Source organism: Luteibacter sp. 621, from assembly GCF_050435445.1.
Lineage (GTDB): Bacteria > Pseudomonadota > Gammaproteobacteria > Xanthomonadales > Rhodanobacteraceae > Luteibacter.
This window is the reverse complement of sequence record NZ_JBNDKI010000021.1, coordinates 79276-102160: the sequence shown is the minus strand read 5'-3', so window position 1 is coordinate 102160 and position 22885 is coordinate 79276. Positions and strand designations below refer to the sequence as shown.

The 22885-nt window shown below is 64.0% G+C and carries 24 protein-coding genes and 1 tRNA gene; 14 read left to right on the top strand and 11 right to left on the bottom strand.

Translation table 11 applies throughout. The features are described from left to right. Positions 1-132 precede the first annotated feature (132 nt). From ABIE56_RS19050 to ABIE56_RS19035, 4 genes are all read right to left on the bottom strand, one after another. Positions 133-1650: a SulP family inorganic anion transporter gene (locus tag ABIE56_RS19050; RefSeq protein ID WP_429245379.1), complete on the bottom strand. Its 1518-nt coding sequence runs from the start codon at positions 1648-1650 to the stop codon at positions 133-135. 12 nt (positions 1651-1662) lie between these two features. Next, positions 1663-2352 carry a carbonic anhydrase gene (locus ABIE56_RS19045; protein ID WP_429245378.1) on the bottom strand — a complete coding sequence of 230 codons (690 nt, stop codon included), beginning with the start codon at positions 2350-2352 and terminating at the stop codon, positions 1663-1665. Positions 2353-2581: 229 nt separating this feature from the next. Then, a complete protein-coding gene (locus ABIE56_RS19040; RefSeq protein ID WP_429245377.1) occupies positions 2582-2923 on the bottom strand; it encodes a hypothetical protein in 342 nt (113 codons plus the stop codon). Positions 2924-3188: 265 nt separating this feature from the next. After that, complete coding sequence (locus ABIE56_RS19035) at positions 3189-4571, bottom strand: porin (RefSeq protein WP_429245376.1); 1383 nt, start codon at positions 4569-4571, stop codon at positions 3189-3191. 212 nt (positions 4572-4783) lie between these two features. On the opposite strand from ABIE56_RS19035, the gene rnt reads away from it, so the two are divergent. The 6 genes from rnt to phoU all read left to right on the top strand — a co-directional run bounded on the left by rnt (position 4784) and on the right by phoU (position 10200). Then, the gene (gene rnt, locus ABIE56_RS19030) at positions 4784-5443 is read left to right on the top strand and encodes a ribonuclease T (RefSeq protein ID WP_247435288.1); all 660 of its coding nucleotides are present in this window, start codon (positions 4784-4786) and stop codon (positions 5441-5443) included. A 176-nt stretch (positions 5444-5619) separates the two neighbouring features. Continuing rightward, the gene (pstS, locus tag ABIE56_RS19025) at positions 5620-6612 is read left to right on the top strand and encodes a phosphate ABC transporter substrate-binding protein PstS (protein WP_429245381.1); all 993 of its coding nucleotides are present in this window, start codon (positions 5620-5622) and stop codon (positions 6610-6612) included. 119 nt (positions 6613-6731) lie between these two features. Continuing rightward, positions 6732-7763, top strand: coding sequence for a phosphate ABC transporter permease subunit PstC (gene pstC / locus ABIE56_RS19020; protein ID WP_429245375.1), 1032 nt, complete (start codon positions 6732-6734; stop codon positions 7761-7763). Then, positions 7763-8629, top strand: a complete 867-nt coding sequence (gene pstA / locus ABIE56_RS19015; protein ID WP_429245374.1) for a phosphate ABC transporter permease PstA — start codon at positions 7763-7765, stop codon at positions 8627-8629. The genes pstC and pstA overlap by 1 nt, the downstream gene beginning before the upstream one ends. 55 nt (positions 8630-8684) lie before the next feature. After that, positions 8685-9455 carry a phosphate ABC transporter ATP-binding protein PstB gene (pstB, locus tag ABIE56_RS19010; protein WP_429245380.1) on the top strand — a complete coding sequence of 257 codons (771 nt, stop codon included), beginning with the start codon at positions 8685-8687 and terminating at the stop codon, positions 9453-9455. A gap of 22 nt (positions 9456-9477) precedes the next feature. Beyond that, positions 9478-10200, top strand: coding sequence for a phosphate signaling complex protein PhoU (gene phoU, locus ABIE56_RS19005; protein WP_429245373.1), 723 nt, complete (start codon positions 9478-9480; stop codon positions 10198-10200). Positions 10201-10381: 181 nt separating this feature from the next. Here phoU and sugE read toward each other — a convergent pair whose 3' ends face one another. The 4 genes from sugE to rnr form a co-directional block, all read right to left on the bottom strand. Next, complete coding sequence (gene sugE / locus ABIE56_RS19000; protein ID WP_429245372.1) at positions 10382-10696, bottom strand: quaternary ammonium compound efflux SMR transporter SugE; 315 nt, start codon at positions 10694-10696, stop codon at positions 10382-10384. Between the two features lie 308 nt (positions 10697-11004). After that, entirely contained in the window at positions 11005-11277 is a 273-nt protein-coding gene (locus ABIE56_RS18995) for a CBU_0592 family membrane protein (RefSeq protein ID WP_429245371.1), read from the bottom strand. Continuing rightward, complete coding sequence (gene rlmB / locus ABIE56_RS18990) at positions 11274-12017, bottom strand: 23S rRNA (guanosine(2251)-2'-O)-methyltransferase RlmB (protein WP_429245370.1); 744 nt, start codon at positions 12015-12017, stop codon at positions 11274-11276. Before rlmB ends, ABIE56_RS18995 begins: the two co-directional genes overlap by 4 nt. A 3-nt stretch (positions 12018-12020) precedes the next feature. After that, entirely contained in the window at positions 12021-14894 is a 2874-nt protein-coding gene (gene rnr, locus ABIE56_RS18985) for a ribonuclease R (protein WP_429245369.1), read from the bottom strand. Positions 14895-15019: 125 nt separating this feature from the next. On the opposite strand from rnr, the gene ABIE56_RS18980 reads away from it, so the two are divergent. The 4 genes from ABIE56_RS18980 (at position 15020) to ABIE56_RS18965 (ending at position 16338) form a co-directional block, all read left to right on the top strand. Further along, positions 15020-15104, top strand: a tRNA-Leu gene (locus ABIE56_RS18980). A 61-nt stretch (positions 15105-15165) separates the two neighbouring features. Beyond that, entirely contained in the window at positions 15166-15510 is a 345-nt protein-coding gene (locus ABIE56_RS18975; protein ID WP_429245368.1) for a hypothetical protein, read from the top strand. Positions 15511-15591: 81 nt separating this feature from the next. Next, positions 15592-15822: a hypothetical protein gene (locus ABIE56_RS18970; RefSeq protein ID WP_429245367.1), complete on the top strand. Its 231-nt coding sequence runs from the start codon at positions 15592-15594 to the stop codon at positions 15820-15822. Positions 15823-16041: 219 nt separating this feature from the next. After that, positions 16042-16338, top strand: a complete 297-nt coding sequence (locus tag ABIE56_RS18965) for a hypothetical protein (protein ID WP_429245366.1) — start codon at positions 16042-16044, stop codon at positions 16336-16338. A gap of 164 nt (positions 16339-16502) precedes the next feature. Here the strand turns inward: ABIE56_RS18965 and ABIE56_RS18960 are convergent, their stop codons facing one another. Together ABIE56_RS18960 and ABIE56_RS18955 are read right to left on the bottom strand one after the other, a co-directional pair. Beyond that, on the bottom strand, positions 16503-17174 hold the full coding sequence (locus ABIE56_RS18960; RefSeq protein WP_429245365.1) for a hypothetical protein: 672 nt from the start codon (positions 17172-17174) through the stop codon (positions 16503-16505). A 162-nt stretch (positions 17175-17336) separates the two neighbouring features. Next, positions 17337-19295, bottom strand: a complete 1959-nt coding sequence (locus tag ABIE56_RS18955) for a CocE/NonD family hydrolase (protein WP_429245364.1) — start codon at positions 19293-19295, stop codon at positions 17337-17339. Positions 19296-19451: 156 nt separating this feature from the next. Between ABIE56_RS18955 and ABIE56_RS18950 the strand changes: the two genes are divergently transcribed. The 3 genes from ABIE56_RS18950 to ABIE56_RS18940 all read left to right on the top strand — a co-directional run bounded on the left by ABIE56_RS18950 (position 19452) and on the right by ABIE56_RS18940 (position 21328). Next, positions 19452-20309 carry a LysR substrate-binding domain-containing protein gene (locus tag ABIE56_RS18950; protein WP_429245363.1) on the top strand — a complete coding sequence of 286 codons (858 nt, stop codon included), beginning with the start codon at positions 19452-19454 and terminating at the stop codon, positions 20307-20309. Between the two features lie 16 nt (positions 20310-20325). Beyond that, complete coding sequence (locus ABIE56_RS18945) at positions 20326-20949, top strand: LysE family translocator (RefSeq protein ID WP_429245362.1); 624 nt, start codon at positions 20326-20328, stop codon at positions 20947-20949. A 130-nt stretch (positions 20950-21079) separates the two neighbouring features. Then, positions 21080-21328, top strand: coding sequence for a hypothetical protein (locus tag ABIE56_RS18940; protein ID WP_429245361.1), 249 nt, complete (start codon positions 21080-21082; stop codon positions 21326-21328). A 45-nt stretch (positions 21329-21373) separates the two neighbouring features. On the opposite strand, the gene ABIE56_RS18935 is transcribed toward ABIE56_RS18940, so the two are convergent. Continuing rightward, on the bottom strand, positions 21374-22009 hold the full coding sequence (locus ABIE56_RS18935; protein WP_429245360.1) for a TetR/AcrR family transcriptional regulator: 636 nt from the start codon (positions 22007-22009) through the stop codon (positions 21374-21376). 80 nt (positions 22010-22089) lie between these two features. On the opposite strand from ABIE56_RS18935, the gene ABIE56_RS18930 reads away from it, so the two are divergent. Further along, positions 22090-22821, top strand: coding sequence for an SDR family oxidoreductase (locus ABIE56_RS18930; RefSeq protein ID WP_429245359.1), 732 nt, complete (start codon positions 22090-22092; stop codon positions 22819-22821). Positions 22822-22885: the final 64 nt, after the last annotated feature.

Here is a 22885-nt window from a genome sequence, read left to right as displayed (position 1 = left end):
CACCGCCCGCCCCCCCCCCCCCCCCCCGCCCGCCCCCCCCCCCCCGCCCGCCCGCCCCCCCCCCCCCCCCCCCCCCCCCCCCCCCCCCCCGCTCCTACAAAAAGAAGGGCGGCCAACGGCCGCCCTTTTTTGTTACGCCGCCTGGCGGCTACCTTCCACGCGGCGGTTCAACTCCTGCCAATCCACGATCAACTCGCAGCCGCGCTTGGAGGCATTCCGGCCCCACTCGCGTAGCAGCTCCAGCGATGCCTGGTCCACGTGCAGCAGCTGGTCCATCGACACCTGCAGGCGCGTGTTCGGCGGGACGCCTTCCAGCGTCCGGGCCATGGTCGGCACTTTCAGGAACGTGGCGGAACCTTCCAGGTGCAGCGTGGCGTGGCCCGGCTCGTCGTGGTGCTTCACGTCCATCTTCAGCTTGGACGACAGCAGCGCCAGGCGGAACAGCGAGAGGCCGAAACCAACGATCACACCGGTGAGCAGATCGGTGGCGACGATCGCCACGGTCGTGGCGACGTACACCGCAGCCGTGCCCTTGCCGTATGCCGCGAGCTCCTTGATCTGCTTCGGGTTCACCATCTTCACGCCAGTGAACACCAGGATGCCCGCCAGGCACGAGACCGGGGTCATGCGCATCAGCCACGGCAGCAGCATCACAAAGCCCAGCAGCCAGGCGCCGTGCATGATCGCAGCCATGCGCGTGGCCGAACCGGCCTGCACATTGGCGGCGCTGCGCACGATCACGCCAGTCATCGGCAGCGCGCCAAGGAAGCCGCAAATCATGTTGCCGACGCCCTGCGCCGTAAGCTCGCGGTCGTACTTGGTGCGCGCACCGTCGTGCATGCGATCGACCGCCGCCGCGGAGAGCAAGGTTTCCGCACTGGCGATGAAGGCGAAGGTCACAGCGGCCACCAGCAGGCTGCTATCGAACAGACCGAACAGGCTGCCCATGCTCGGCAGGCTTACCGCCGAGAACAGATTCGCCGGCACGTCCACGCGCTTCACATCAAGCGCTCCCAGCTGGGCAGTCAGGGTCATGGCGATCACGGCCAGCAACGCGCCGGGCACGAAGCGCAGCTTCGCCGGGCGCAGCTTCTCCCAGCCCAACATGATGCCGATGGTGCCGAGGCCGATCAGCAGTGCCGTCATGCCCTGCCCTTCACCCGCACCGGTGACGGCTTCAAACGCCGCACCCGGCAACGCCGCGAAGTTCTCCAGGCCACGGGCCATGGGGATGGCATCCATCAGCACGTGCGACTGCGATGCCACGATGAGGATGCCGATACCGGACAACATACCGGCCACGACGGCCGGCGAGGTCATGCGGAACCATACGCCCACCTTGCACAGGCCGGCCACCACCTGGATCAGGCCGGCAAGGAGCACGACGGGGCCAAGAGCGGCCACGCCGTGCTCGCGCACCAGTTCAAAGACCAGGACCGCGAGGCCCGCCGCCGGGCCGCTGACCTGCAGCGGCGATCCGGCAATGGCGCCTACAACGATACCGCCCACGATGCCTGTGATGAGGCCGGCGCTGGGCGGCATGCCCGATGCGATGGCGATACCCATGCACAACGGCAGAGCGACAAGAAAAACGACCACCGAACCAAGGAGGTCGCGGCCAAACAGGCCCTGGGAGAAATACGTGCGCATATGAAGCTTCCTTTAAGCGGCGGACGCCACCGCCACCGGCACGGAGAACCGTGCGTGCGGCGTGGCATCGCGGACATCGGCCGGATCCGTCGCGAGCGGACGGAACTGGCCTTCCAGCGGATCGAAGGCGGTGATCTCCGTCTTCGCGATGTCGTAGATCCAGCCGTGGATACGCAGGCTGCCGTTCGCCATGGCGGCCGCCACGGCAGGCAGCGTGCGCAGGTGCTCCAGCTGGCCCACGACGTTTTCTTCAGTGAGGTACCGCAGGCCTTCTTCGCCCTGGATGGTGGGGCGGTTCTCGGCGACGACATAGCGCGCGACATCGGCGTGCTTCAGCCACTGCTCTACCGACGGCTTGCCCTTGAGCGCCGCCGGGTTCTGCAGCGCCTTCATGGCGCCGCAATCGGAGTGGCCGCAGATAACGATGTGCTGCACCTTCAACGCGGTGACCGCGTACTCGATGGCGGCGACGACGCCGCTCACATGCTGCGCGTACGGCGGCACGATATTGCCCACGTTGCGGTAGACGAACAGATCGCCCGGCTGCGCATTGAAAATCAGCTCCGGCATCACGCGCGAATCCGCGCAGGTGATGAACATGGTGTGCGGGGTCTGGCTGGAGGCCAGGCGCGCGAAGGTCTCGCGCTGCTCGCTGGTCATTTCGCGACGGAACTGTTCAAAGCCCTGGATGAGACGGTCCATGGTGTTTCTCTCTCTTTTGCTGAGGGATGGGGGCGCAGGCGCAGAAGCCCGCTGGCGTGCCGCCAAACGGCGCGCCGGTATATTCGATGAGGAGGTGATGCAGCTTCTGTAGGAGCGCACTTGCGCGCGATCACCGGCCGCGAAAGAGCCTGGGGATCAACGACGTCCGGCGAAGAAATATCGCGCGCGAGCGCGCTCCTACAGGGGGTGCGTCATGCGCACCGGGGAGTTACGCGATAGGAGGGCGCAGCTCGAAACTGTGGTGGTGCGCGTGGGGATCCGGCGTCAGGGCCGGCGGGCGCGCAGCGATGGAGCGCGCGAGGGGTAGCGCATGCTCGGGTGGTACGTCGAAGGTGTCGTCGAGGCTAACGGTGTTGTCCTCGAGCGACGGAGTCGGGTCGATGTCGTCGCCGGCAGCGGTGTCGTCCAGGGCCAGCGATGCGTGGACGGCGTGCTCCATCCCGGTATCACATGGGGTGGCCTGCACCGACACACATGCGACGAACAACGCAAACAGCACGAAGGACGTGCAGGCTGCGCGGCGCATGAGGTTGGTGAGGAAGTTGCCCATGTGGGCGAACCTAGCCAGCGGTTATGACAGTTGCAAGTGGCGCGGCGCAGCAGATTCAGGGTTCAGCCGATCAAATGGCGAAAACCAAGACATGGCGCACACTTACAGCCGGTGAACCACGAATCATCCCGGCATTTCGTTCAGCATTTGGCCGTCTGTACGCCGCAGCGCGGAGTGAGATGATTCGGAGCAAGATCCAAAAAAAACGGCGGGCCAGGGGCCCGCCGTTGGTTCATCCTTGAGTAGAACTCCGTTCCGATAGCGCTTAGAAGCTCAGCATGCCCCAGACGCCCACTTCGTTCGTCTTGTAGCCATAGGGGGCGATGCTCGGGCCGTCCAGCTTGTTGTGCTTGTAGACGAGCGCCAGCTTCAGGTTCTTCAGGATGTCGTAGGAGACACCGGCGTTGTAGTACTTGTCCTTGATCTTTTCCTGGATGTCCGACAGGTTCGTGTACTTGTAGTCCACGTTGTCGTAACGAGCGAACACCGCCCACTGGTCAACGAACTTCCAGTCAGCCCACAGCGAGTAGCCGTCGGCCTTGTCCTTCTTGGTGTTGTTCGCCGCACCCGGGCCCGTCGTGCCGCCGACATACTTCAGGATGTCGTCCCAGTTCTCGGTGTGGAAGTATTCCACGCCCGCGCCCCAGGTCTTGTCACGCCACGCGACGAGCGCGTCGCCGCGGGTCGCGGTGCGGGTATCGGCGCCGTTCTCGACGTCGTTGCCGCGCTTGCCGGTGTAGCCACCGACGGCGATGACCATCTGCTCGATCGGCGAGTAGCCGAAGCGGCCTTCCGTATCCACCGACTTCGAGCGGCTCAGGTTGCGGTAGCCGCGGCCGTTGACGACCGACAGCTGGTAGTTGACGGAGTTGTCACCCGTCGTCGCGCCGAGGGCGTGGATACCCCAGTCGGACGAGTTGCCGAACGCGCCCACGCCGCCAGCCGTTGCGGTGCCGCCCGAGCGGCCGCCTTCAAACGAACGGTCGGTGATGGTGTTCTCGACGTAGCGGTAGCCGTACCACTTCTCGACGAACGGGATCCAGGGCATGTCGGCCGCACCGAAGCGCACCGTGAAGAGCGGATCGAACTTGCCCTGCACGTAAGCCTTCTTGACGAACAGGCTGGTGGACGACAGCGACGACTGGTAGCTGAAGTCGGTGGTCAGGTTGGCGGACCACACGTCATCGAACTTGTGATCGACGGTCAGGTAGAAGCGCTTGACGTCGAAGCCGGTGCCGTTGGTGGAACCGTGGCCGTCCTTCTTGGTGCTCGGACCGGTCACGCCCTTCTCGGTGTGATCCTGGTTGGTCACGTCGAAGAACATCGTGCCGCCGATCTTGGTGTTGTCGACCAGCTTGTTCAGCGCGTCGAGCTTCTTGGCCAGTTCGTCAGCCGGCTTGGCCGAGGCGACCTGCACATCGTTGACAGCCTTGGCGGTCTCGACCTGCGCATCAGCCTGGGCTTCCTGCTTGGCCTGCAGGTCGGCGACCTGGGCCTGGAGCGCGGCCAGCTGAGCCTGGAGCTGCTGAAGGGTGGCGGCGTCGACCGTGACGCGAGCCGGCTGCTGCTGCTTGGTGGCAGCCATGGCCGAGAGGCTCGTCACGCCCAGACCGGCAGCGATAGCCACCGTGAGCAACTTGGAACGCATGGGATTTCTCCGCTAGGTATGGAAAGTGTGTGTGGACCCCTGTGCCCCCGGCTGAGTAATTTCTGTCCGAAACTTCTCAAGCGGGGCCAACGGCGCGAAGGATGGGCCCCGGGTTTTACGGTTCGATGGTTTTTTTGTTACAAGATGACGACATCAGCACATTGGCTTAACGTCTGGTGCCGGGTTGGCCGGGGGCTGGTATCCTTCACGGCATGGATACGACGAGTAACAGCACCGCTCTGGCCATGGCCGGACGGTTCCGGGGGTTCCTGCCCGTTATCGTGGATGTGGAAACGGGCGGCTTTGATGCCGAACGGGACGCCCTGCTGGAAATCGCCGTGGTCGCGATCCGCATGGAGCCATCCGGGTTCCTGGTGCCGGAACCGGCCGTCTCGGCCAATGTCGAGCCGTTCCCCGGCGCCAATATCGACCCGCGCTCGCTGGAAGTGACCGGCATCGACCCGGATCACCCGTTCCGCGGCGCCCTGCCTGAGCGCCAGGCGCTGGATCACGTATTCAATGCGGTGCGCGACGCGGTAAAGGCCGCGGAGTGCCAGCGGGCCGTGCTGGTGGGCCATAACGCCGCCTTCGACCTGGCCTTCCTTAATGCGGCCGTTCGCCGCGTGGGCCACAAGCGCAACCCGTTCCACCCCTTCAGCTGCTTCGATACCGCCACCCTGGGCGGCCTTGCCTATGGGCAGACCGTGCTTAGCAAAGCTGTCATCGCCGCCGGCCTATCCTTCGATACGCGCGAGGCTCATTCGGCGGTTTACGACGCGGAACGTACGGCCGAGCTGTTTTGCGAAATCGTGAACCGCTGGCGTCGCCTGGAGCTCGCGGAGGCCGATCGCGTGACCTCCGTCGCAGTTTGAGCCATTTCGTAAGCTTTTGAATATGACAGCAAATTGTCTGCTGTCATACCTTTGAAACATTCGACACATTTCATTGCAACACGGCAGGGCTGGAATACGGCCCCGGGCGGGCCTCGCCCGACACTCATTCAACCGAGGAATCCTCCGTGTTCACACGCAAACTTCGCATCGCCGCCATGGTGGCCGCTTCGCTGTTCGGCATCGGCGCCGCCCAGGCGACCGACATCACCGGCGCTGGCTCGAGCTTCGTCTATCCCGTCCTCTCCAAGTGGTCGGCGAGCTACAGCGAAACGACCGGTAACAAGATCAATTACCAGTCCGTCGGTTCGGGTGCGGGTATCGCCCAGATCAAGGAAGGCACCATCGACTTCGGCGCGTCCGACGCCCCGATGAGCGGTGAAGACCTCACCAAGTTCGGCCTCGGCCAGTTCCCCAGCGTCGTCGGCGGCATCGTGCCGGTGGTGAACCTGCAGGGCGTCCAGGCTGGCCAGCTCAAGCTGACCGGCGCCGTCCTCGCTGACATCTACCTGGGCAAGATCGCTCGCTGGAGCGATCCGGCCATCGCCGCCCTGAACCCGGGCCTGAAGATTCCCGACAACAAGATCACCGTCGTGCACCGTTCGGACGGTTCGGGCACCTCGTTCAACTTCACCAACTACCTCTCGAAGGTGAGCCCGGAGTGGGCTTCGAAGGTGAAGTTCGGCACGGCCGTCGAGTGGCCGGCCGGCGTGGGTGGCAAGGGTAACGAAGGCGTGTCGCAGTACGTGCGCCAGATCCCGGGCTCGATCGGCTACGTGGAATACGCCTACGCGAAGAAGAACAGCATCTCGTTCGCGCAGCTGCAGAATGCCTCGGGCAAGTGGGTCCAGCCGAACGCTGAAACCTTCGGCGCCGCCGCTGCCACGGCCGACTGGGCCTCGGCCAAGGACTTCAACGTGATCATGACCAACGCCCCGGGCGACCAGGCATGGCCGATCACCGCGACGACCTGGATCATCATGTACAAGAAGTCGAAGAACGCAGCGCACACCAAGGTGGCGTTCGATTTCTTCAAGTACTCGCTCGAGAAGGGCCAGACGGCCGCCGCGTCGCTCGACTATGTCGCGCTGCCGACCACGCTGGTGCAGAAGATCGAAGCCTACTGGGCATCGGACTTCGGCAACAAGTAATAGGCCGCTGCCATCCGGCTGACATGTAAGCCGGTCACGGTAACGTCCAACCGGGGTCGCCGCCTCTATACGGGGCGGCGGCCCTCAAGTTTGCACAGGCCCCAGGAAACCGCATTCACATGCACGCCACCGTCAGCAACGACGTTCCGAGCGCCGAGCGCACCGCCGAAGCGGGGCGCAACGCCAAGGACACGCGCGACGACCGCATCTTCGGATGGGTCCTCAAGGCCTGCGCCCTGCTCGTCCTGCTCGCCCTCGTAGGCGCCGCCGGCTCCACGCTGTGGCTGGGCTGGGACGCGTTCCATACCTTCGGCTTCGGCTTCCTCACCAGCGCCACGTGGGACCCGAGCAACGACCAGTACGGTGCCCTCGTACCCATCATGGGTACCATCGGTACCGCGTTCATCGCACTGCTGTTCGCCGTGCCGGTGAGCTTCGGCATCGCCCTCTTTCTCACCGAGATCGCGCCGCAATGGCTGCGCGGCCCGGTCAGCTCCGCCATCGAACTGCTCGCCGGCATCCCGTCGATCATCTACGGCATGTGGGGCCTCTTCATCTTCGCCCCGTTCGTGGCCGAGCACGTCAAGCCCTGGCTGATGAACAACTTCAGCGCCGATCCGCCGGATGGCAAAGTGTCGTGGCTGGTGCAGCACGTACCGTGGATCGCGAAGTTCTTCTCCAGCGAGTACCCCTTCTTCGGCGCGGGCGTCTTCACCGCCGGCCTCGTGCTCGCGGTGATGATCATCCCGTTCATCTCCTCGGTGATGCGCGAAGTGTTCCAGACCGTTCCCACCCGCCTGAAGGAATCCGCTTACGCGCTGGGCTCCAGCACGTGGGAAGTGGTGTGGGACATCGTGGTGCCCTATACCCGCACGGCCGTCATCGGTGGCATCTTCCTCGGCCTGGGCCGCGCCCTGGGCGAGACCATGGCCGTCGCCTTCGTGCTGGGCAACACGTTCAAGTTCTCCTGGTCGTTCCTGGAAACGGGCAGCTCCATCGCCTCGACCATCGCCAACCAGTTCGGTGAAGCCCAGGGCCTGCAGCGCTCGGCGCTTATGGCCATCGCCTTCCTGCTCTTCGTGGTCACCTTCATCGTGCTGCTGATCGCCCGCCTCATGCTGCGCCGCCTGAAGACGAAGGAGGGCAAGTAATGTCCACGTCCCTCTACACCAAGCGCCGCGTCAAGAACATCGTGGCGATGACGCTGAGCATGCTGGCCACGGCCGTCGGCCTGCTGTTTCTCGCCTGGATCCTGTGGGAAACCCTGAGCCAGGGCATCTCCGGGCTCAAGCCGCAGCTGTTCACCAAGATCACCGCGTACCGCGAAGAAGGCGGCCTGGCCAACGCCATGGTCGGCAGTCTCATCCTCAACGTGCTGGGCATCCTGATCGCCACCCCGATCGGTGTAGCCGCCGGTACGTGGCTGGCCGAATACTCGCTGCGCTCCAAGCTCGGCCCCACCATCCGCTTCCTCAACGACATCCTGCTGTCGGCGCCGTCTATCGTGCTGGGCCTGTTCGTCTACACGATCGTGGTGCTGCCCTCGAAGTACATCACCGATGGTGAAGTGACCTTCTCGGGCCTGGCCGGCGGTATCGCGCTTGCCCTGATCGCCCTGCCCGTCATCGTCCGCACCACCGACGAAATGCTGCGCCTGGTGCCTGGCACGCTGCGCGAGGCTGCCCTTTCGCTGGGCGTACCGCAGTGGAAGCTGACCATGCAGATCCTGGTGCGCTCGGCGCGCTCGGGTATCGTCACCGGCATCCTGCTGGCCCTGGCCCGCATCAGCGGCGAAACCGCCCCGCTGCTGTTCACGGCCTTCGGCAACAACTTCATGACCTTCAACCCGCTCGACAAGATGCCGAGCCTGCCGCAGGTGATCTACGAATACACCAAGGATCCCAGCCCGGATATCAACGTCCTGGCCTGGGCCGGTGCCTTCGTCCTGACCATGTTCGTGCTGGCGCTCAGCCTCATCGCCCGCTTCGCCTTCCGCTCCAAGGTGTCCCATGACTAACATGAACCAAGTCGCTTCCCAGCCGGGCTTCGGTACGTCCCCGCACCACGGCGGCATGGACCTGGGCCAGGTTCCGCCGAAGATGACCGTGCGCGACCTGAACTTCTATTACGGCGAGTTCCACGCGCTGAAGAAGATCGAACTGGACGTGCCCGAGAAGAAGGTCACCGCCATCATCGGCCCGTCGGGCTGCGGCAAGTCCACCCTGCTGCGCATCTTCAACCGCATCTACGCGATTTACCCGGGCATGCGTGCCGAGGGCCAGATCGTGCTGGATGGCGAGAACATCCTGGACCCGAAGTACTCCATGAACCGCCTGCGCAGCAAGGTCGGCATGGTGTTCCAGAAGCCGGTCCCGTTCCCGATGACCATCTTCGAAAACGTGGCCTACGGCATCCGCCACCACGAGAAGCTCAACCGCTCGACCATGGAAGAGCGCGTGGAGCAGGCCCTGCGCGGTGCCGCGCTGTGGGATGAGGTGAAGGACAAGCTCAAGCAGAGCGCGCTGGGCCTCTCCGGCGGCCAGCAGCAGCGCCTGTGTATCGCCCGCGGTATCGCGCTCAAGCCCGAAGTGCTCCTGCTCGATGAACCGACCTCGGCACTCGACCCGATCGCCACGAGCCGCATTGAGCAGCTGGTGGAAGAGCTGAAGAAAGACTTTACGATCGTTATCGTTACCCACAACATGCAGCAGGCTGCGCGTTGTTCCGATATGACCGCCTTCATGTACATGGGCGAGCTGATCGAGTTCGACCGGACCGAAAAGATCTTCACGAAGCCGGACAAGAAGCAGACCGAAGACTACATTACCGGCCGTTTCGGCTAAGCCCACCCATTCGAGGCATGCGATGAACACCCCGCACCAGCACATCATCAAGAGCTACGACGACGAGCTGAAGCGCCTGACCGGCGAAATCGTGAAGATGGGCGAGCTTGCCGTGGCGCAGCTCGAAGCCGCCATCGACGTGGTCCAGCGCCGTGACGAGCGCGCTGCCCAGCGCGTGGTCGATAACGACGACGCGATCGACGGCCTGGAACATGACATCAGCCAGGACGTGGTTCGCCTGCTCGCCCTGCGCGCGCCCATCGCGGGCGACCTGCGCAACGTGTTCGCCGCCCTGCGTATCGCGGCGGACATCGAACGCATCGGCGACTACGCCGCCAACGTAGCCAAGCGCTCCATCCCGCTCAGCCGCGTAGCGCCGATCACTGCCGCCGGTGGCCTGGCCAACCTGGCCGAGCTCGCTGCCGAGCAGCTGCGCAATGTGCTCAAGGCCTACCACGACCAGGACGCCGAGGCGGCCTATGAAGTGTGGAAGTCGGATGCCGAGCTCGACGAAGCCTACACCGTCGTGTTCCGCGCCCTGCTCACCTACATGATGGAAGACCCGCGCAACATCACGCCCTGCACGCACCTGCTGTTCATGGCCAAGAACATCGAGCGCATCGGTGATCACGCGACGAACATCGCGGAAAACGTGTGGTTCGTGGTGCATGGCGAACCGCTGGTCGCACCCCGCACCAAACGCGATGACACCGCCAGCCCGGATTTCACCGCCAAGCAGCCGTAAGAGCTACGGCCGGCCTGTAGGAGCGCGCTTGCGCGCGAGCCCTCACCGGCGGCCATGACGAATGAGGCCGTGCACAACATCGAGCCTGATGTTATGCATGGCCTCGTTCGTTTTCAGGTGAGTCTGAGGATTCGCGCGCAAGCGCGCTCCTACAGGTGGTGTGGGACGCTGGAAAAGACGATCAGGCCGTGAGCTTCAGGCCCAGGATGCCGGCCACGATCAGGCCTACGCACAGCAGCCTTACGGGCTGCGCCGATTCGCCGAACAGCACGATGCCGAGCGTCACGGCACCCACGGCGCCAATACCTGTCCACACCGCGTAGGCGGTACCCAGCGGCAATTTCTTCGCGGCGAACGCGAGCAGCACGATGCTTACCGTCATCGCGCTCACCGTGAGCACGCTCGGCACCAGCTTCGTGAAGCCCTCGGTGTATTTCAGGCCAACGGCCCAGGCGATCTCGAAAAGACCGGCCAGTAGAAGCATCGTCCAGTACATGATCTGGCTCCGCCAAGGCGGGGTCGTCCCCGCGGAGTCGTGAGCGCCACCGGGTCGTCCCGGCGCGGGAACCCGCATTGCGCGAGTTCGCAGGCTATTTTACCAAGCCAAGCTGACCGGGGTGTAACCCCGCATAAGCCCATATCTGTAGGAGCGGGGGGGGGGGGGGGGGGGGGGGGGGGGGGGGGGGGGGGCGGGGGGGCGCCGCGCCCGCCCCCCCCCCCCCCCCCCCCCCCCCCCCCCCCCCGCTCCTACACGAGACGACCACGCGCATAGCCCAAGGTTATGCGCGTGGCAACGACCCGCGCTTACGGCAGGATCTGCGCGGCCTTGCGCGTGCGTACGCCGCGCACGATGCCGTACACGCTGATCAAAAACCAGGCCATCTCCTGCAGGAACGCGGAGAGGTTGAAGGTGCCGAAGATCAGCGACAGCAGGATGCCGAACGCGCCAATCAGGTTCATCACCTGGTACGGGTAGCCCTGCCCCGAGAGCTTGTGTGCCTGGAGCAGGAAGAATGCGATCAGCACCAGTGCGACGCCCACCAGCCCGCACCAGTCATGCCAAAGCAAGCTACTCATTTCACACCTCGCTGGCGCAGGGCTTCGAACAACACGATGCCGGTGGCCACGGAGACGTTGAGGCTCTCCATGCTGCCGGGCATCGGGATCTTTGCCACGAAATCGCAGGTTTCACGGGTGAGATGGCGCATGCCATCGCCCTCGCTACCCAGCACGAGCGCGACCGGCCCCTTGAAGTCCACCTGGTAGATCGACTGGTCCGTCTCACCGGCCAGGCCGGTGATCCACACGCCGGCATCCTTCAGCGTACGCAGGGCACGCGCGAGATTGGTCACAGCCACCAGCGGCACCAGATCGGCACCGCCCGCCGATGCACGGCGCACCGTGGGCGTAAGGCCCACGGCGCGGTCCTTGGGTACGACCACGGCCGTGACCTTCGCCGCCGCGGCGCTGCGCAGGCAGGCGCCGAGGTTGTGCGGATCGGTCACGCCATCGAGGACGAGCACGAGCGCATCGTGGCCCGCGGCCTCCACCAGCCCTTCCAGGTCGTTCTCGCCCAGCATGGGCGGTGTTTCATAACGCGCAACGACGCCCTGGTGGCGGGCTTCGCCACTCATCTTCTCGAGCTGATCCTTGCCCATGGTGCGCACCTGGATACCGCGCTTGCGCGCGATAGCCAGGATTTCGTTGATGCGCGCGTTCTTCGAGTTCTGCTCGACCAGCAATTCACGGACACGCTCCGGGTCGTTCGCGAGGGCGCCCTCGACCGGATTGATGCCAACGATCCACGTCTCTGTCATGGCTTACGACTTGCTCCTGGGGTTACGCGGCGCGGCTTTCTTGGCCGTCGCCTTCTTGGTGGATGCCTGGCGGACCGGTGCCGGCTTCGCAGGGGCCTGCTTGGCCTGCGCCTGCTTCGCAGGGGTCTGGCGGGCGGTGGCCTGCTTCGCGGCAGCGGGTTTCGCCGTCGCTTGCTTGCCGCCCGACGGCCTGCTCGCCTCCTGCTGGGCGTGGGCCTGCTTGCCAGGTGCCACCTTCGCGGCCGCCTTCTTGGTAACTGCCTTCGTTACCGGCTGCGCGGGTGCCGCCGACCTGGACGCCACCTTCCGCTCAGCAGGTTTCCGCGAAGGCTCCGGCCGGGCCGCAGCCTTCGTCGCGGGCGCTTTGCCAGGCGCAGCCTTCCTGCCCGCCGGTACCGCTGGCAACGCGGGGAGCGCGGGGAGCGCATGATCCGCGACCGGGACCGACGGAGCAACGTCGGCCTTCTTCTTGCCCCGGCCAGTGAGCTTATCGGCCACTTTTTTCACGGCACGGCCAAGGGCCTTGCCCACCTGGGCCACGGTACCCACCGGCATGATCGGCGGCGGCGCCACCGGCGGCGGCACAACAGCCTTGGGCAGCGACTGCAGGCGGGCCTTCAGGCGGAAATCGATCTTGCGGTCTTCCATGCTCGCGCGCAGCACCTGCACGCTTACATAGTCGCCCAGGCGGTAGGCCGCACCCGTGCGTTCGCCGGACAACAGGTGGCGGACCGGATCGAACTTGTAATAGTCGTTCGGCAGCTGCGACACGTGCACCAGGCCCGAGACGCGCGAGGCAGCCAGCTCCACGAACAAGCCGAACGAGGTGACGCCAGTGATGGTGCCCGCGAACTCTTCGCCCACGTGCTTTTCCATCCAGGCGCACTTGAAGCGCTCATCCACATCGCGCTCGGCTTCTTCCGCACGACGCTCGCGCTGCGAGCAATGCACGGCCATCTTTTCCATCTGGCCTTCGGTGTACTCGTAGTCCGCCGGCTTGCCCTTCGTCAGGGCGTAGCGGATGGCACGGTGGACCAGCAGATCCGGATAACGACGGATGGGCGAGGTGAAGTGGGCGTACGCGTCCAGGGCCAGGCCGAAGTGGCCGTCATTGGAAGGCAGGTATACCGCCATGCTCTGTGCACGCAGCAGGACCGACTGGATCAGCTCGGCTTCCGGGCGATCGTGCACTTTCTTCAGCAGCGCGGAGAAATCCGCCGGCGTCACTTCATCATTCGGCGGCAGGCGCAGCTTGAACTCGCGCAGGAACTGCAGCAGGTCTTCGTACTTCTCGACCGGCGGCGGCGCATGCACGCGGTAAAGCGCCGGGATCTTGCGCTTGGAGAGGAACTTGGCCGCCTGCACGTTGGCGGCGATCATGCACTCTTCGATCAGCTTGTGCGCGTCGTTGCGATCGGTAGCGCCCATGGCCACCACATCGCCGGACGGGGTCAGGCGGAACTTCACTTCCGGCGTCTCGAAATCGATGGCGCCGCGACGCTTGCGCGCCTTGGCCATGGCCTTGTACAGCTTGTGCAGGTTTTCCACCTGCGGCAGCACATCGGCGATTTCCTCGCGCACATCGGCATTGCGCTCACCCACGGCCTGCCACACCTTGGTGTAGGTAAGGCGGGCATGCGAGTACATCACCGCTTCGTAGAACTTCGCGTGCTGCACCTCGCCGTCTGCGTCCACTTCCATATCGCAGACCATGCACAGGCGATCCACCCGCGGGTTCAGCGAGCAGATGCCGTTGGAGAGGGTCTCAGGCAGCATCGGCACGACAAAGCCAGGGAAGTAGGTCGACGTGCTGCGCTCGTAGGCTTCGGCATCCAGCGGCGTACCGACGGGCACATAGTGCGAGACATCGGCGATCGCCACGATCAGGCGGAAGCCACCGTTCTTCAGCGGCTCGGCATATACGGCGTCATCGAAGTCGCGGGCATCCTCGCCATCGATGGTGACCAGCGGCAGGTTGCGGATATCGACCTTGCCCTTGCGCTCGGCGGCGGTGACCTTGGGCTCCACTTCCTCGGCCTGCCGAACGACCTGTGCCGGCCATTCGTGCGGCAGGTCGTGGCTGGCGATGGCCATCTCGACCACCAGCGAAGGCTGCAGGCGCTCGCCAAGGACGGCGCGGACGGTACCCAGCGGGCCACGGTGCGGGGTCGGTGGCTCGGTGATCTCCACGACCACGATCTCGCCCGAGCGGGCACCGGCTTCACGGCCGGCGGGGATCATGATGTTCTGGTGCAGGCGGCGGTCATCCGGCTCGACCAGGGTGACGCCGTTTTCGACCACCACCCGGCCCACGAGGCGCGGCGAACGGCGCTCGAGCACTTCCACGATAGCGCCCTGGCGGCGGCCACGGCGGTCGATTCCGACCACGCTGGCCAGCACCCGATCGCCGTGCAGCACGCTGCGCATCTGCGAGGGCGACAGGTAAAGGTCATCGCCGCCCTCATCCGGGCGGAGGAAGCCATAACCCTCGGCATTGGCGATGACACGACCGGGGATCAGGCTGAGTTTCTGGGCCGGGGCGTAGGCGTTACGGCGGTTACGCAGCAGCTGGCCATCGCGGACCATCGCGCCAAGGCGCTTGTCCAGGGCGTTGATCTGCTCATCGGTGAACAGACGCAGGCCACGGGCGATGTCCTCGGCGGACATGATTTCGCCGCGCTCCTCCATCATGGCCAGGATGGCCTCGCGGCTGGGAATGGGGTTTTCATAGCGCTGCGCTTCGCGCGCGGCGTGCGGATCGGCTACCGCGGGAGCCGGCATGCGGTCACGGTATTTGGCCAGCGCCTTGCCGGGGCGGCTGGCTTTCGGCTTACGGGGCCCTTTGGGGGCACCGGAACCTTTGGATTTTTTCGTCACGTAGGGACCTTGGAAGGGGGAAGTGAAATATTCGAACTTCCGTTTTGAAAAATCGTTGACAAGTGTACTCGACCTGCCTAATCTACGCGGCTCACGGGGCAGCAACTGCTGCGACCGGGACACCTGCCCAGGTGGCGGAATTGGTAGACGCACTAGTTTCAGGTACTAGCGGGTAAAACCGTGGAGGTTCGAGTCCTCTCTTGGGCACCAATTATAAGACAAAGCCTCGCAGCGATGCGGGGCTTTGTTTTTTTCAGGGTTCGATAGCGAAATGACCAGCGATCCGAGTCCCTCCTCCGCCGAACTCTCGCCGGAAGCCGCCGCCCTGCTCGCCCAGGCCATCGAAGCACGTGCCGCGATGGACCGCGCCGCTCGCGACACCACGACGGCCGCCGATGAACTGCGCCGATACGCGAAGTTCTCCAAACCCGGCCAACCCTCCGCGCACATCGTGCAACTTCGGCAACGCCAGGCCACCGCACGCATCGATTCCGCTCGAGCCAAACAAGCGTTCCTGAAAGCCTCCCAGGCCTTCGTCCACGCCGCCGGCCTCACCGTGCCACCCCGCACCACCCTCGACGCTTTCATGCAGCCCTGGCTGGCGAAGCCCCTGTAGGAGCGCGCTTGCGCGCGATGCGCTTTGCGCGCCACCGCACCCGGCGTACCATCCGCGAAAACCCAACGCGAGGTAGTACGGATGACCGCCCGCTTCTCCCGCCGCCTGGCCGCCATTCGCGCCGGCGCGTTCTTCGGAATCATTATTGCGTTCTGTCTCGTGGTGCTTTTGCCGATGGGACTGAATACCGTGTTGGGTATGCATCTGGCGAAGGCATGGGGGCTGGGTCAGCTGGCGGCACCACTTTGTATGGCGGGCGCCGTCCCTGGTGCCTTCATTTTTGCGGCACCCAGGCAAAAACCAACGCACTGAGGCAGGGCCGCAAGGATGAATGCTGTTCTCAGGAAAAAAGCGGCCCGGCCATCACTCGCATCTGCCGTCGTCCTTACGTTTACCGTCTTGTCCACGATGTGGCTCGTCACGTGGGCTATGGCGATCCATGCCTATCATCTTTTCGAGTTGCGGAATTACGGGGCTATTACGATTGCGCCTGCGCGCGCGAGCCACCACGGCTTCCGCAGGAGGGTCCTCATGGCCGATTATGTCTTCACTGACCCCGCCTCCGGTTCGTCCGTGGCAGGCAAGGGCATCATTGAGATGCGCGAATCGTCGGATCTCACTGTTGGAAATTCGAGGACCGTAGACGTCGCGTTCCTACGCGCTCGTCCAGAGGTAAATGCTCCCAACAGCTACATCCTGGACAATCCAACCAATGATGATGCGCTGCCCATGGTGTTCGCCATTTGGGCGGCAGCCCTTTCGGTGGGCATGGCACGAAACTTACGGCAGGCGATCCGGGCGCGACGTGACGCGCTGGTAAGTGGCTAGGGAGCCACGCCCGATACCGATAATCGCTTCACCAGCACCTGTGCAACGAGCCCTGTGTTGCGAATCATGATGGGAAACTGCCTTGATCGCACCGCGCGGTGACAAGGGTAACGCCTACATTCGGATTGGCTCCAATCCACGATGCCATCCATGCGTACGAGAATTCATCTCCCTTGAGCGCGGCGCATAGCACCATTTTCAAGATAGACAACACCGTTTCGGGCGTCACTACCGGCAAATTCAGCGACGAAGGCACGACCAATGTCATCCTGCTCAATCACGCCAAACCGTCCGGGCACCAAGCGGCCCAACCACGCTACATAACCCGGTGTATGCGAATTACCCGCAATGATTCCCGGCTGGAAGATGGCCAGCCGCTTGAAGCCGACCGCCTCGACGGTGGCCTCCTTCAGCCCCATCACCCGTACATACCGAAAGCGACTCTTGGGCGTGCTGCCCACGGCTGAGAGCAATGCGAAGCGCTCTACCCCGCCTGCGTGACACCCCCGTGCGAAGGCGCCCACCACACCGACCTCAAGGGCCTTCAGCTCGTCTTCGGTCCATTTCATGCTGCCAGCACCAACGCCGACGCATGAGGCACCATAGACAGGCTCACCCTTCGCAACCAGCTCACCCGCGATTCGAGCGATCTCCGCCTCAAAGCCAGAGGAAGCGGTATCAAGAACGATCTCGCGGACGCGCGTATCAGCGACCGGCGTGGCTTGCCGTCGATTGATCATGACCACTTCCACGCAAACGGCAGTCGCTATCAGGGCGCGCACGACCGCGGCGCCAACCTGCCCTGTCCCGCCGATGATCACTACGCGAAACGCCATGGGAACCTCCCGCATTGGGATTAGCCTGAGTCTTGGACGAGTCTAGTCACTTCCGCCAGCGGCGAGTGACCTTTCGCCAGGCCAGCCACCAGAGCCATGCGAGGGGGAACGCGATGATGAGGTGGGCCTCCCGCCGATGCAGGAGGCCCTGATGCCATTGATTCAGTTACCGATGACTGGCAACCACACCGCACTCGGCTGGCTATCCGACCTCAGCACCGAAATCGTCGCCGCCCGGTAGTCGCCCGGCTTCGCATGGAAGATATTCGGTACGTACGTCTGCGGGTTCCGGTCGTACAGCGGGAACAGCGTGGATTGCACCTGCACCATGATCCGGTGGCCCGGCTGGAAAACGTGGTTCACGTTGGGCAGGTCGAACTTGTAGGTTTGCGGGGTGCTGGCGGGGATCGCGCTCGGGTGCTCGAAGCTCTCGCGGTAGCGGCCGCGGAAGATGTCCATGGCAATCGCCATCTGGTAACCGCCCATCGTCGGGTCGCTCGGCACCGACGAGGGATAGACATCGATGAGCTTGACGACGAAATCCCCATCCGTGCCCGTGGTCATGGCCTTAAGGTCGGCCACGGGGATGCCCTGCACGCGTACCGGGTCGGTAAGCACAGGCGTCTGGTAGGTCAGCACGTCGCTGCGGCCATCGACGAAGCGCTGGTCGTGGACGAGCCATGTGCTCCACGGGAGATAGCCGGCATAGGTCGAGCCATAGCCAAAGAAGGGATCGAGTACGGGGCGCGGCAGGAACGGGACGGGCTTGGCCGGGTCGCTGACGTAGGTGTCGGCCGCCTGGGCCTCTGCGGGCCTGGTGAAGGATAGACCGGCCTGTTTGGCCAGGTAGAGCGGCTTAAGGCTCGTACCGCAACCCTGCGCACACGCCGTCGGCCAGTCGTTGAACGCGTCCCAGTGGTCATCACCCGTGTTGTAGATGTTCACCTTTGCCAGCTTGGCCGGCTTGCCGTCGCGCAGGTACTGCTCGAAGAACGGCATGACCATCTGCCGGTTGTACTGACGGGCCGTATCGCCCTCCCATTTGAACGCGCCGACTGCATAGCCCTTGCCGTTGACCTGGCTGTGCGACCAAGGCCCCATGACCAGCCAGTTGTTTTCCGCGTGACCCGCGGCCTTCAGGGCAAGCCACGCGTGGTTCGCACCCCACATGTCTTCCTGATCGAAGAGGCCTTGCTCCCAGATAGTCGGCACGCTGGAAGGCTTGGCCGCCAGGCGCCGGGCCAGGTCCTGCTCCTGCCAGAAAGCGTCGTAGGCTGGGTGAGCCATTTCCCGGGCGATAAAGGGCAGCTTGTCCAGCCCACGGCTGCGGATGTAATCGCCCGCAGAGCCCGCGTTCAAGTACTCCTCGTACTTGTCATAGATATCCGTCGGCGTAACAGCGCCCTCGCCCTTCTGCACCGTCTGCATGTGCACGTAGCCGAGCATCATTTGGCGGAACGCGCCGTAATGAAACCAGTCATCGCCCATGTAGGTATCGACCATCGGGCTCTCGGGCACCGCGGCCTTAAGCGCGGGATGCGGATCGAGCAGCGCCATCACGACCGTAAGGCCCTCGTACGAGGATCCGATCATGCCCACGCGGCCATTCGACTCGGGCACGTGTTTCACGAGCCAGTCGATCGTATCCCAGCCATCGGTCGTCTCATCGGTCTTGGTCGGATTCAACGGCCCGCGGGGCGGGTACATCATGACGTACTTGCCTTCCGAGCCATACTTGCCGCGGACGTCCTGGTACACGCGGATGTACTTCGCCTCGACGAAGGCGGCATCGGGCGGCGGCAGTGCCGTTGCCAGCGAGGTGGCCTTCGGATTGCCGGCGCGCTCGGCAGCGTTATAGGGGGTTCGGGTAAGGACGATGGGTGCATCGTGCGCACCCTTGGGAATCATGATGACGGTGTACAGCTTCGTCCCGTCGCGCATGGGAATCATCGCCTCCTTGCGGATGAAATCCTGCCCACCCGGAATGACGTCCTCGAATTTCTCGGGGATATCGTTCTTGCTGTATAGCGATGCATCCTGCGCATGGGCCTGCGGCGTGGCGGCCAGCATGGCCAGGCCAAGGGAAGCTGCGAGCACGCTGCGCTTTGCCGAATTTGGCATGGTCTTTCCTTTCATCGTTGGTATCCCCCGAGTCGCACCGATCTTAAACACGCCCTGTTCGCCACGAGCAGCAAATAGTTCTAATGCGTGCCATAAGCTTCTCTAACATCATCATGCAGGCATTGCATGCTGCGGTGCTTGTCGTAGCATGCCGTCATGACGCTCCGCCTGGACATCGCCCTGCTCCGCAACTTCGTCGCCATTGCCGACGCGGCAGCCATGAGCCGTGCAGCGGACCAGGTCGGACGCACGCAGGCGGCGTTGAGCCAGCAGATCAAGAAACTCGAGGAGGCGATTGGCCAACCGCTCATGAACCGCACGGGCCGGGGCATTGCCCTTACCGTGCACGGTGAGCGCCTACTGGTGCACGCACACAAGATTCTCCGCGCGCACGATGAGGCAGTCGCCGAACTCAGCGGCGCCAGCCTATCGGGACGCATTCGCTTTGGGTGCCCCGATGATTACGCGCGCATCTTCCTGCCTGAGTTACTGGAGACGTTTGCGCGACAGCATCCACAGGTCTTCATCGAGGTGGTTTGCGCATCCACGCCGCGACTGTTGGAGCAGCTGAAGGAACAGGCGCTGGATATCGCCATCGTCTCCTTGCCCGATAGCCCCGAACGCGACCAGTTCCTGAGATGCGAACCGTTCGTCTGGGTCGCGGCCCGGGGCAGCGATGCGTGGCTGCGCGATCCGTTGCAGCTGGCGCTGTCCGATCCCGATGCGCTCGACCATCTTGCAGCGACATCAACGCTAGAGAAAGCCGGCCGCCGATTCCGAATCGCGTACGCGAGTGGCAGCGTCGCCGGGCTGACCGCGGTAGTTCGCTCAGGACAGGCGATCACCGTCATGACGTTGACCGGCGTGCCGCCTGATCTACAGGTGCTACCGCCCGCGAGTGGCCTGCCGATGCTTCCTTCGGTCGGGATTTCGGTGCAGACGGCACGACGAAATCCGTCGCGACTGCTTCACCTGTTCGAAGCCCACGTAAAAGCCGTCCTCCCCACGCTCTGAGACGCAGCCACACGCCATGGACCTGCATACCTGCCTCCTGTTTGCCGGCGCCAGCGTAGTGCTTTTCCTCGTACCCGGGCCCGACATGCTGTTCTTGTTCGGCCGTACCCTGGCTTACGGCCGCCGCGCAGGGATCTGGGCTGCCGTGGGTATCAATCTTGGGTCGTACGTGCATCTTTGCGCCGCGGTCACGGGCCTTTCGGCTCTGATCCTTACCTCGGCCACAGCATTCGCTGTAGTGAAGTACGCCGGGGCTGCCTACCTGCTCTATCTCGGCTGGCAGGCATGGCGATCGAAGAGCGCGTTAGCTATCTCCGCCGGCCGTCCCGCGGCAAGCGCTGCCCAGCACGTCTGGCAGGGCTTTCTCAATGACGTGCTTAATCCCAAAGTCGCCCTGTTTTATATCGCACTACTGCCACAATTCATCAGCACAACTGACCCACAGTCCATCCGGCACCTTTTTCTGCTCGGGATGATCGCCAGCGGAATAGGCCTCGCGATGAGCCTGTCCTACGTCTTTCTCGCCGCTTGCCTGATCCGGGCACTACAACGGCGGCCCGCCCTGGGGCGATGGATCAATCGCGCGGTCGGAACACTGTTCATCGGCCTTGGCATTCGCCTGGCGTCGGAGCGGATTTAACGACGCTTACAAAGCTTCAGCCCGTGCCTACGGACCGACGCGGCATTCACCGAAGGCACGCCTGATCGGCATCCCCGAAAATCACGTCCAATCCCTTCTTACCCAGGCTGAATACGACAGGAGACGCTGGATGAAACCTCACGCGGTAAAGGAAGTTGCCCTTGCGGCCTGGCACGATCCCCACCCCGTCGTCGTGCCACCTATCTTCAACGAAGCGGAATACGACATTGCACTGGATCTGATCGACGGCCTTATCAGTCGGGGTGCAGCGAACGATCTCCACACCGAAAATGCAGCGCTCAGCCGGATCCTTCTCGCCATGCATGCCTACGAAAAGGTTCACCACCCCTGGCCTGACCACGGCCAACATCTTGGCTAGCGAGATTCATCGACGCCGCTTAGGGGCCACGCGCGCCGACGACGATTAAACCGCGCGCGCCGACGCCAGGAGATAAGCCCGGCACATCACAGGCAGCTCGGCGCGGAGCATGGCAATAGCCTCGGGCGAGGCATCGGTCTCAAGAACAGCTCGAACGGTTCCCGTCAGCATGGTACGCAGCGCAACCGTCGTCGTGCCGACATCCACAAAGACGGCATCGCGCGCACTGGCCAATAGCCCGGCGATGATGGCTTCGCAGCGCGCGACAATGTCATCGATAAGGCGGGAGGTTTCAAGCTCGGCCGCTACCACGTAAAGCGCCCGCGAACCGGGCATCCGCCGCATCTTGGCCTCGAGGTAAGCGCGGCTGAGGCCATCCGCCATATCGGCCAGCTTCGCGCCATGGAACCGCTGTGAAGCCTCGTCCATCGCCAGCACCACGTCCTCAAGATAATCCTCGAGTACCGCATACAGCAGCGCCTGCTTGTGCGGGAAGTACTGATACATCGTGCCAACGGAGACCCCCGCCCGTGCAGCCACCCGTGTCGTCGTTAACCCGGCATAGCCGTCGGCCAGCAAAACCTGAATCGTTGCTTCGAAAATCGCCTCCACGGTGGCCGCTGAGCGCGCCTGTCGTGGTGTTTTTCGGGGCTTTAAGGCATCGGACGGGGCTACGGGCATATGCGAATGTAAATCCGTGGCTAGGGTTCCCAGTTCAAGGGATGGGGCTACCCATCACGTATTCAACAAGGAACCTGAGCATGAGCGATCCAAAACGCATCACCCTCATTACCGGCGCCAACAAGGGCATCGGCTTTGAAGTCGCCCGCCAGCTGGGCAAGGCCGGGCACCGCGTTCTCCTCGGCGCACGCGACGCGGGCCGTGGGCAGGCGGCGGCCGACACCCTGCGTGGCGAAGGCCTGGATGTGCAATTCGTCCAGGTCGACCTGGGCGACACGGCCTCCCTGGCCAGGGCCGCCGCGGCGATCGAGGCCAGCGAAGGCCATATCGATGTCCTCATCAACAATGCCGGTGTGGCCCTGGAAGGCGATGGGAACGTCAGCACGGCCAACCTCGATGCCGTGCGCCGCACCTTCGATACCAACTACTTCGGCGCTATCGCCGCCACCCAGGCCCTGCTGCCGCTGGTGAAGAAATCCAGCGAAGGCCGCATCCTGAACGTCTCGAGCCGCCTGGGCTCCATCACCTACAACGCCGATCCCAACTGGGAATACGCAGCGGTGAAAATGATCGGCTACAACGCCTCGAAGGCGGCGCTGAACATGTCCAGCGTGATCCTGGCCGATGAGCTGAAGGACACGGGCATCAAGGTCCACGTGGTATGCCCGGGGTACACGGCCACGGATCTCAACGGCAACAGCGGCCCGCAGACGGTCGAGGAAGGCGCTGAGGAGATTGTCCGGCTGGCGACACAGGCCAATGCCGCGCCGAGTGGGTCGTTTACGGGGCGGGAGGGGCCAGCGCCCTGGTAACCCCGGTTTCCGGCCGGGCGGGCCGGAGGGGGTTAACGCGCTCGTGAAGGCTGTATAATCCCCT